This is a genomic window from Streptomyces sp. NPDC102402, assembly GCF_044765765.1.
GTDB lineage: Bacteria > Actinomycetota > Actinomycetes > Streptomycetales > Streptomycetaceae > Streptomyces.
This window is the reverse complement of record NZ_JBIWKR010000038.1, coordinates 1-10,567: the sequence shown is the minus strand read 5'-3', so window position 1 is coordinate 10,567 and position 10,567 is coordinate 1. Positions and strand designations below refer to the sequence as shown.

Genomic DNA, 10,567 nt, shown 5'->3' with positions numbered 1-10,567 from the left:
GGAACTCTTCGTGCGTGGGACGGACATCGACTGGACCGCCCTGTTCGAGGGGACCGGGGCCCGTACCGTCGACCTCCCCACCTACGCCTTCCAACGCACCCGACACTGGGCGCCGACCTCGCCCGCGGGCGTCGGTGACGCCGCGGCCGCCCGCTTCGGCATGGTGTGGGACACCCACCCGCTGCTCGGCGGCGCGCTTCCGGTCGCCTCCACCGGCGAGACGGTGTTCGCCGGCCGGATCTCACTCACCGATCACCCGTGGATCGCCGACCACGCTGTCCGCGGCCGGACCCTGCTGCCCGGCACGGCATTCGTCGAGCTCGCCCTGCACGCCGCCGCCGCGACCGGCTGCGCCACCGTGGAGGAGCTGTCCCTGGAGTCCCCGCTCGTCCTCGACGGCCGCCGTGCCGCGCAGATCCAGGTGCGCGTGGAGGCCGCCGACGGGCAGGGCCGCCGACAGCTGACCGTCCATTCCCGCCCCGAGGACACCGCCGGTGCCGAAGAGGCCGGGTGGACCCGGCACGGCGAGGGCGTCGTCGTCCCCGCCGCCGGACCCGCCGCGTCCGCCGACTGGGCCGAGGACGCCGTCTGGCCGCCCGTCGGCGCCGAGCCCGTCGAACCCGCTGACGTCTACGGGCAGTTCTCGGACCTCGGCTACGAGTACGGCGAGGTCTTCGCCGGCATCGAGGCCCTGTGGCGCGGCGACGGCGAGGTGTTCGCCCAGATCCGGCTGCCCGAGCGGGCACGGGCCGACGCGGCCGGCTACGGTGCGCATCCCGCGCTGCTCGACGCGGCCCTGCAGCCCTGGCTGGCCGGCGGGCTGCTCGACGTACCGGACGGCTCCGTGCTGCTGCCGTTCGCGTGGAAGGGCATCACCCTGCACGCGGCCGGCGCGGACTCGCTGCGCGTACGCATCACCCCGGCCGGGGAGGGTGCGGTGCGCCTGGAGGCCGCGGACCTCACCGCCGTCCCCGTGCTCACCCTGGACGCCCTCGTGATGCGGCCGCTCGCGCAGGACCGCCTGGACGCGATGCTCGGCGCCGCCGCAGACAGCGGGCTCCCCCTCTACCGCGTGGCCTGGCAGCCGCCCGCCGGCCGTCCCGCGGCCGAGCCGCCGGCCCGCCTGGCCGTGCTCGGCGCCGACACCTTCGGCCTCGGCGCCGCAGGCCGCGCCGTGGCGGGGGTGCACACGGACGCGGCGGCACTGCGCGCCGCCGTCGCCGCGGGCGCTCCTCTGCCGGACGCCGTGGTCGCGCAGTTCGCGGCCGGCCCGGGCACCGCGCCCGAGGACGTGCGCGCCCTCACCGCCCGGGGCCTGGCCCTGGTACAGGACTGGCTCGGTCAGGAAGGACCTCTCGCGGAGGTACCCCTGACCGTGCTGACAGGGCAGGCTGTCGCCGCCACCGCGGACGACACCGCGGACGGCCTCGCGGCCGCCGGCCTCTGGGGACTCGTACGCTCCGCCCAGACCGAACACCCGGGCCGGTTCGTGCTCGTCGACACCGACGCCACGCCCGCCTCGGCGGACGCGCTCGCCTCGGCCCTCACCACCGGGGAGCCGCAGTTCGCCCTGCGGGCCGGCGAGGTGCTCGTCCCAGCTCTCACCCGCACGGACACCAGCGGGACCGGGACCGACGCCACCGGGACCGACGCCACCGGGGGCGCCTTCGACCCCGAAGGGACCGTCCTGGTCACCGGGGCGACCGGTACCCTCGGCCGCCTGCTCGTCCGCCACCTCGTGACCGTCCACGGCGTCCGCCGGCTGCTGTTGGTCAGCCGTGGCGGCCGGGACGCGGCCGGGGCCGCAGACCTGGAAGGTGAACTGACCGCACTTGGCGCCGTCGTCGAGATCGCCGCCCGCGACGCGTCCGACCGCTCCGCGGTCGCGGCCCTGCTCGCCGGCATCGACCCGGCGCACCCGCTGACCGCCGTGATCCACGCGGCCGGCGTGCTCGACGACGGGGCGCTCACCGCCCTCGACGCCGAGCGGCTGAACACCGTGCTGCGGCCCAAGGCCGACGCCGCCCTGCACCTGCACGAACTGACCCGCGGCCTGCCGCTGTCCGCCTTCGTCCTGTTCTCCGGAGCCGCCGGACTCCTCGGCCGCCCCGGCCAGGCCAACTACGCCGCCGCCAACACCTTCCTGGACGCCCTGGCACAGCACCGCCGTGCCGCCGGGCTGCCCGCCGTCTCCCTGGCCTGGGGTCTGTGGGGTGAGGCCAGCGGAATGACCGGGCATCTCTCCGACGCCGACCTGCGCCGCATGCGGCGCTCCGGCATCGCCCCCATGACCAACGACCAGGGACTCGCCCTCTTCGACCTGGCCCTCACGGGCCGGGGAGACCCGGGAAGCGACGCACTGCTCGTACCGCTGCGCCTGGACGCCCAGGCCCTGCGCCGCGAGCAGACCGCGCACGGCCCCGAAGCGGTCCCCGCCCTGCTGCGCGCGATGGTCCCGGCCCAGGCGGTACCGCGGGCCGCGGCCGCGCCGGCCGGCGGCGCCACCGGCTCCGGTGAGAGCGCCGCCCAAGGCCTGGCCCGGCGCCTGGCCCCGCTCGACGCCGCCGCCCGAGAGCGGGAACTGCTGGCCCTGGTCCGGGCCGAGGTGGCCGCCGTACTCGGCTTCGCCGGGCCCGAGGCGGTCGAACCTGCCCGCGCCTTCCGTGAGATCGGCTTCGACTCACTGACCGCGGTCGAACTCCGCAACCGGCTCAACGCCCTGACCGGACTGCGGCTGGCCGCCTCCGCCGCCTTCGATCACCCCACCGCCCAGGCCATCGCCGAGCACATCGGCGAGGAGCTGAGCACCGCCGAGGGCGGCGGCAGGGAGGCCGGCGAGGCCGCCCTCGCCGGGCTGGAGGCGCTGGAGGCATCCGTGACCGCGCTCGCCGAGGGCGACATCCGCCGCGAGGTCGTCCACCGGCGTCTGGCCGTCCTGGTCGCCGCCCTGGGCGGGCCCCCGCCCGGCGCCCCCGAGCCCGAGCCCGCGCTCGATCTCGCCGACGACGACCTTTTCGCCTTCATCGAGGAGCAGCTGTGACGGGAAGCGCCGCCAACGGCACCAGTACCAGCGCCGACGGCGCTGAAGACACCGGCAACACCGACAGGATCCGCGACTACCTCAAGCGCGTCACCGCGGAACTCGTCGCCACCCGCACCCGGCTGCGCACCGCGGAAGAGGCCGCCGAGGCCGCCCGGGAGCCGATCGCCATCGTCTCGATGAGCTGCCGGCTGCCCGGCGGGGCCGACACCCCGGAGGCGCTCTGGAAGCTCCTGGAGTCCGGCGCCGACGCCGTCTCCGCGCTGCCCGAGGACCGCGGCTGGGACCTGGAGGCGCTCTACGACCCGGACCCGGACACGCACGGCACCAGCTACGCCCGCGAAGGCGGGTTCCTCCACGACTGCGCGGACTTCGACCCGGAGTTCTTCGGGATCTCCCCGCGCGAGGCCCTCGCGATGGACCCGCAGCAGCGGCTCCTCCTCGAGACCTCCTGGGAAGCGCTGGAGCGGGCCGGCCTCCGCCAGGACACCGTGCGCGACAGCCGTACGGGCGTGTACGCGGGGGTGATGTACGACGACTACGGCGCCCGCGTCCCGCACGTCCCCGGCGGCCGGATCCCCGAGGGACTGGAGGGCTACCTCGTCAACGGCAGCGCCGGCAGCGTCGCCTCCGGCCGCATCTCCTACACCTTCGGACTGCGCGGCCCCGCCGTCACCGTCGACACCGCCTGCTCCTCCTCGCTCGTCGCCGTCCACCTGGCCGCACAGGCCCTGCGCGCCGGGGAGTGCGACCTCGCGCTCGCGGGCGGCGCGACCGTCCTGTCCACGCCGACGATGTTCATCGACTTCTCCCGGCAGCGCGGGCTCGCCGCGGACGGCCGCTGCAAGGCGTTCTCCGACGCCGCCGACGGCACCGGATTCGGCGAGGGCGCCGGCATGCTGCTGCTCCAGCGGCTCTCCGACGCCCGCCGTGAAGGCCGTACGGTCCTGGCCGTCATCCGGGGCTCCGCCGTCAACCAGGACGGCACCGGAGCGGGCCTCACCGCACCCAACGGCCCCGCCCAGCAGCGGGTCATCCGCGCCGCCCTCGACGGCGCGGGGCTCACCGCCGACCAGGTCGACGCCGTCGAGGCGCACGGCACCGGCACCAGGCTCGGCGACCCCATCGAGGCACAGGCCCTGCTCGCCACCTACGGCCAGGGCCGGTCGGCCTCGTCGCCGCTGCTGCTGGGGTCCCTCAAGTCCAACATCGGGCACGTACAGGCCGCCGCGGGCGTCGCGGGCGTCATCAAGACCGTGCTGGCCCTGCGGCACGGCGCCCTGCCCCGGACCCTCCACGCCGACGTGCCGTCCACGCGGATCGACTGGTCCGCCGGTGCGGTCTCCCTCCTCACCGAGCACACCCCGTGGCCCGAGCGGCCGGGCGAGCCACGCCGGGCCGGCGTCTCCGCGTTCGGTGCCAGCGGCACCAACGCCCACGTCATCCTGGAGGCGGGCCCGTCACCGGACGAACCCGCCCCTGCCGCGGACACCCCCTCGGCCCCCCTGCCCGCCGAAGGCGTCCCGTCCGCCGCGGCCCCTGCACCCCTCGAGGACCGGGCGGACCCGGTGGCACACCCGGGCTCCGGCACCCTCGCCTGGGCCCTGTCCGCCCGCAACGGCGCCGCCCTGCGAGCCCAGGCCCGACGGCTCGCCGACCACCTCGGCGCCGCCGACCGCGCCGGGCACCCCGCCGACCCGGCCGCCGTGGCCGCCGTACTCGCCCACCACCGCACCGCGTTCCCCCAGCGGGCCGTGGTGCTCGGGGCGGACGCCGGGGAACTGCTGCGCGGCGTCGAGGCCCTGGCCGCGGACGAGGGGACCGGCCCGGCCCGCGTGGTCACCGGCCGCGCCGCCGCCGGCCGCCGCACCGCCTACCTCTTCACCGGCCAGGGCAGCCAGCGCCCCGGCATGGGACGCGAACTGTACGAGTCCCAGCCGGTGTTCGCCGGCGTCCTCGACGAGATCTGCGCCGCATTCGCCCCACACCTGCGGCGCCCGCTGCGCGAGGTGATGTTCGCCGAGCGCGGCTCGGCCGACGCCGCGCTGCTCGACCGCACCGAGTACACCCAGCCCGCGCTGTTCGCGCTGGAAGCCGCCCTCCACGCCCTCGTCACCTCCCGGGGCCTGCACCCGGAGGCCGTGGCCGGGCACTCCGTCGGGGAGATCACCGCCGCCTACGTGGCCGGCGTGTTCACCCTCGCCGACGCGGCCCGCCTGGTCGCCGCCCGCGGCCGCCTCATGGGCGAGCTGCCCGGGGGCGGCGCCATGGGCGCCATCGCCGCGAGCGAGGAGGAGCTCGCGCCCCAACTCGCCGGCCGCGAGACCGAACTCGGCCTCGCCGCCGTCAACGGGCCCGCCGCCGTCGTCATCGCCGGGGACGAGGGCGCAGTCGGTGAACTGGTCGAGCACTGGAAGAGCCGCGGTCGCGCCGCCAAGCGCCTGAAGGTCAGCCACGCCTTCCACTCGCCGCACATGGACGGCATGTTGACACAGTTCGAAAAGATCGCTCGCGGTCTCGAATACCGCCCGCCCAAGATACCTGTCATGTCGAACCTGACCGGAGAGACCGCCGCAGGCGACGCGCTGGGCGCGGACCACTGGGTCCGCCACGCGCGCCGCCCGGTACGGTTCCTCGACGGTCTGCGCGCCCTGCGCGCCGAAGGCATCGACACCTTCCTCGAACTCGGTCCGGACGCCGTGCTCACCGCGATGAGCCGCACCGTCCTCGACACCGACGAACCGGACCCGCGCCAGGCGGACCCGGCCGCTGTCACCTTCTCCCTGCTGCGCCGCGGCCGCCCCGAGAACACTGCCTTCGAGCAGGCCGTGGCCACCGCTCACGTGCACGGCCTGTCCGCGACCGTCGCCCCCGCGCCGCGCCGCGGGGCCGGCACCGCCCTCGCGGCCCAGCTGCCCACGTACGCCTTCCAGCGCAGCCGCTTCTGGCTCGACGCCGCCGTCCCGCAGACCACACCGGCCACCGTCGGATTCTCCCCGGCCGACCACCCCCTGCTGGCCGCCACCGTCGAACTTCCCGACGGCCGGGGCGCCGTGTGGGTGGCGACCCTGTCCACCCGCACCCACCCCTGGACCGCCGAACACACCCTCGCCGGCCGGGCGGTGCTCCCCGGAACCGCCCTTCTCGAACTCGCCCTGACCGCCGCCGGCGAGGACGGCGTCGCGGAACTCGCCTTCGAGAACCCGCTCGTGCTGCCCGACGACGCGCCCGTCCGACTGCGCCTTTGGCACGGCCCGGCCGCCGCCGACGGCACCCGGCCCGTCGCCGTCCACTCCGCTCCGGCAGGTTCCCGGGCGGGCGACCCCGCCGACGGCGGCTGGACCCTGCACGCCACCGGTCACACCGGGCCCGCGGCCGGGCCCGCCGACGGCCCCGACCTCACCGGCCTCACCGGCACCTGGCCCCCCGAGGGCGCCGAACCCGTAGCACTCGACGGAGAGAACGACCGGTTCGCCGCGGCCGGCATCGGCTACGGCCCCGTCTTCCAGGGCCTGAGGGACGCCTGGCGGCTCGGCGACGACGTCTACGCGTACGCCGCCCTGCCCGAGCCCGAGGCCGCCGAGGCCCCCAGGTACGGGATTCACCCCGCCCTCCTCGATTCCGCCCTGCACGCCGTCACCGCCTGCCGCGAGGACGCCCACGGGCTCGTCCCCTTCGCCTGGACCGGTGCCACCCTGTACGTCGCGGGCGCCGACGCCCTGCGGATCCGGATCTCCCCGGCCGGCCCCGACGCCGTCGCGGTCACCGCCGCCGACCCCGCGGGCCGGGCCGTCTTCGCCGCCTCCTCCCTGGCCATGCGCCGGATCTCCGCCGACCGTGTCGCCGCCGCGGCCTCCCCTGCCGAAGCGCTGTTGCGCCCCACCTGGAACCCCTTGCCGGCCGCACCCGCCGCAACCGGGGCGGCCACCGTCCAGGACACCGACTGGTACCTCCTGGGCGACCACGACCCGGCCGTTGCCGAGGCCCTGACCGCCGCCGGTGCGCGCGTGCGGCGCTGCGCCGGCCCGCAGGACCTCGACGGCGTACGCGCCGAGGACGGCGCACCCGTCCAGGTGCTCGCCGACCTGGGCGGAGCGCGAGACCCGCACGAGGCCGGGGCCCGTGCTCTCGGGCTCGCCCGGTCCTGGCTCTCCGCCGAACACCTCGCCGGGGTCCGTCTGACCCTGCTCACCCACGGCGCCGTCGACTGCGCCGGCCCCGTCACCGACCCCGCGGCCGCCGCGGCCTGGGGCCTGCTGCGCTCCGCGCGGACCGAGCACCCCGGCCGTTTCGCCCTCGCCGACCTCGACACCGCCCCGGCCTCGTACGCCGCCCTGCCCGGCGCCCTCACCCGCGGCGACGCGCCCGGTCAGCTCGCCCTGCGCGACGGAACCCCGTACGCCCCGGCCGTGGTCCGCACCGCTCCCGCCGCGAAACCCGCCGGCGACCCCGTCTGGAACCCCGAAGGAACCGTCCTCGTCACCGGCGGCACCGGCAGCCTCGGCTCCGCCGTCGCCCGCCACCTGGTCCACCGGCACGGCGTACGCCGACTGCTGGTGACCGGCCGGCGAGGGCCGGACGCCCCCGAGGCGGCCCGCCTCACCGCCGAACTGGCCGAGGCCGGCGCCACGGTCCGCGTCGCCGCCTGCGACGCCGCCGACCGCGAGGCACTCGGCGCGCTCCTCGCCGAACTGCCCACCGCCCACCCCCTGACCGGCGTGATCCACACCGCAGGCGTACTCGACGACGGCCTGGTCACCACACAGAGCGCCGACCGCCTCGCCGCCGTACTGCGGCCCAAGGCCGACGCCGTCCGCGTCCTGCACGAACTCACCCGCGGCCACGACCTCGACGCGTTCGTGCTCTTCTCCTCCGCGGCCGGGTTTCTCGGCAGCGCCGGACAGGCCACCTACGCCGCAGCCAACGCCTACCTGGACGCCTTCGCCTCCTGGCGGCGGGCCCAGGGGCTGCCCGCCCTCTCCCTCGCCTGGGGCCCCTGGGCCGGCGGGGGCATGGCCAGCGAGCTCTCCGGGGCCGACGCCGCCCGACTGCGCCGCAGCGGGCTCGTCCCCCTCCCGCACTCGGAGGCCCTCGCCCTCTTCGACGAGGCCTGCACCCGCGAAGAACCGGTTCTGCTGCCGATGCGCACCGACCCCGCCGCAGTCCGCGACGCCGGCAGCGCACTGCCCGAAGTCCTGCGCACCCTCGCCGGACCCACCACCCGCCGCCCGGCCGCGCGCACCGCGGCCGCCGAGCGGCCCGCCGACCAGGTCGCCGGGTTCGCCGACCGGATCGCGGAACTGCCCCGGGCCGAACGCACCGCCTTCCTCCTCGATCTCGTTCGCACCCAGGTGGCCGTCGTGCTCGGTCACGCAGGCCCGGCCGAGATCGCTCCGAACCGCAGCTTCAAGGAAGCGGGCTTCGACTCGCTCACCGCCGTGGAACTGCGCAACCGGCTCACGGAAGCCACCGGACTCCGGCTGACCGCGACCCTCGTCTTCGACCACCCGACGCCCCTGGCCCTCGCCGAACACCTCGACGGGGAACTGCCGGGCGCCGAGACCTCCGTACTCGCCCTGCTCGACCAGCTCTCCGAGGCCGCGACCCGGGCCGGCCTCGGAGAAGAAGCCCGCCAAACCGTGGCCGACCGCCTCGGAGCACTGCTCGCCGACCTCGGCACCGTCGCCGCGGACCCGGCACGGCACACCCCGGATCCGGACGTGCCGGATACCGGCGACGTCACCGAACTACTCCATTCCGCCTCCGACGACGAGCTGTTCCAGCTGTTCGACAGTGGCTTCCGCACTGCCTGAAGTCCCGGCACCGACACCTCCAGGGGAGAGCTGTGTCCGCTAACGACACCCACAACGACGTCACCGGCAACGAGGGCAGGCTCCGCGACTACCTTCGCCGCGCCATGGCCGAGCTGCACGAGACCCGAGAAAAGCTGCGCACGGCCGAGGAACGCGGCAGCGAGCCCATCGCGATCGTGGGGATGGCGTGCCGTTTTCCGGGTGGGGTGGGTTCGCCGGAGGCGTTGTGGGAGTTGGTGTCGTCGGGGGTGGACGCGGTGTCGCCGTTCCCGGGGGACCGTGGGTGGGATGTGGAGTCGCTGTTCGATCCGGAGCCGGGTGTTCCGGGGCGTTCGTATGTGCGTGAGGGGGGTTTCCTTCACGGGGCGGGTGAGTTCGACGCGGGGTTCTTCGGTATTTCGCCGCGTGAGGCGGTGGCGATGGATCCGCAGCAGCGGTTGCTGCTGGAGACCTCGTGGGAGGCGCTGGAGCGGGCGGGTGTTCCGGCGGACTCGCTGAAGGGCTCCCGCACCGGCGTCTTCGTCGGCTCGATGTACCACGACTACGGCACCGACAGGGCCGCTCTCGACGAGGAAGCGGGCGGCTACGGCGGCACCGGTACCTCCGGCAGCGTCGTGTCCGGCCGTATTTCGTACGCGTTGGGTCTTGAGGGTCCGGCGGTGACGGTGGACACGGCGTGCTCGTCGTCGTTGGTCGCGCTTCATCTCGCTGCGCAGTCGTTGCGTGCGGGTGAGTGCGATCTTGCTGTGGCGGGTGGTGTGACGGTGATGGGGACTCCGGGGATGTTCGTGGAGTTCTCGCAGCAGCGGGGTCTGGCTTCGGACGGCCGGTGCAAGGCGTTCGCGGAGGGTGCGGACGGCACGGGCTGGGCCGAGGGTGTGGGTGTGCTGTTGGTGGAGCGGTTGTCGGATGCGGTGGCCGGTGGGCGTCGTGTGCTGGCGGTGCTGCGTGGTTCGGCGGTGAATCAGGACGGTGCGAGTAATGGGCTGACGGCGCCGAACGGTCCGTCGCAGCAGCGGGTGATCCGGGCCGCTCTGGACAGTGCCGGCCTGGGTGCGGGTGATGTGGATGTGGTGGAGGCGCACGGGACGGGCACCCGGTTGGGTGATCCGATCGAGGCGCAGGCGTTGCTGGCGACGTATGGGCAGCGCTCTGCTGAGCAGCCGTTGTGGCTGGGGTCGTTGAAGTCGAACATCGGGCATGCGCAGGCCGCGGCCGGTGTGGGTGGTGTCATCAAGATGGTGATGGCGCTCCAGGAAGGTGTGCTGCCCAGGACTCTGCATGTGGATGCTCCGTCCTCGCAGGTGGACTGGGACAGCGGTGCTGTGTCCCTTCTGACCGAGTCGCGTGCGTGGCCGGAGACGGGGCGTCCGCGCCGGGCGGGTGTGTCCTCGTTCGGTGTGAGCGGCACCAACGCCCATGTGGTCCTGGAGCAGGCTCCGGTGGTGGAACCCGCCGTCGAGGAGACCCCGGTCCGTGAACTGCCTGTGGTGCCTTTGGTGGTGTCCGCCAGGTCGGCGACCGCTCTGGAAACACAGTCCGGCCGGTTGCGGGCCGCGCTGGAGGGTGTGGGTGGGCCGGGTGTGGTGGATGTGGGGTATTCGCTGGTGTCGTCGCGGTCGGTGTTCGAGCACCGTCGTGTGACGTTGGGCGAGGCTGTGGTCGAGGGTGTGGCCGGTGTGACGGGTCGTCGGGTGTTGGTGTTTCCGGGGCA

General features: G+C 75.2%; 2 protein-coding genes and 1 pseudogene. All 3 read left to right on the top strand.

Features of this window, described 5'->3' with window-relative positions; translation table 11 throughout:
* Positions 1–3,040 (top strand): type I polyketide synthase (locus tag ACIRJR_RS36980; RefSeq protein ID WP_403789155.1); only part of this gene is annotated, 3,040 nt, incomplete at its 5' end.
* A 53-nt stretch (positions 3,041–3,093) separates the two neighbouring features.
* Positions 3,094–8,853 (top strand): annotated as a pseudogene (locus ACIRJR_RS36975) (SDR family NAD(P)-dependent oxidoreductase); the annotation flags it as partial.
* A 32-nt stretch (positions 8,854–8,885) separates the two neighbouring features.
* Positions 8,886–10,567: type I polyketide synthase (locus ACIRJR_RS36970; protein WP_403789153.1), on the top strand; the 1,682-nt coding region annotated here is incomplete at its 3' end.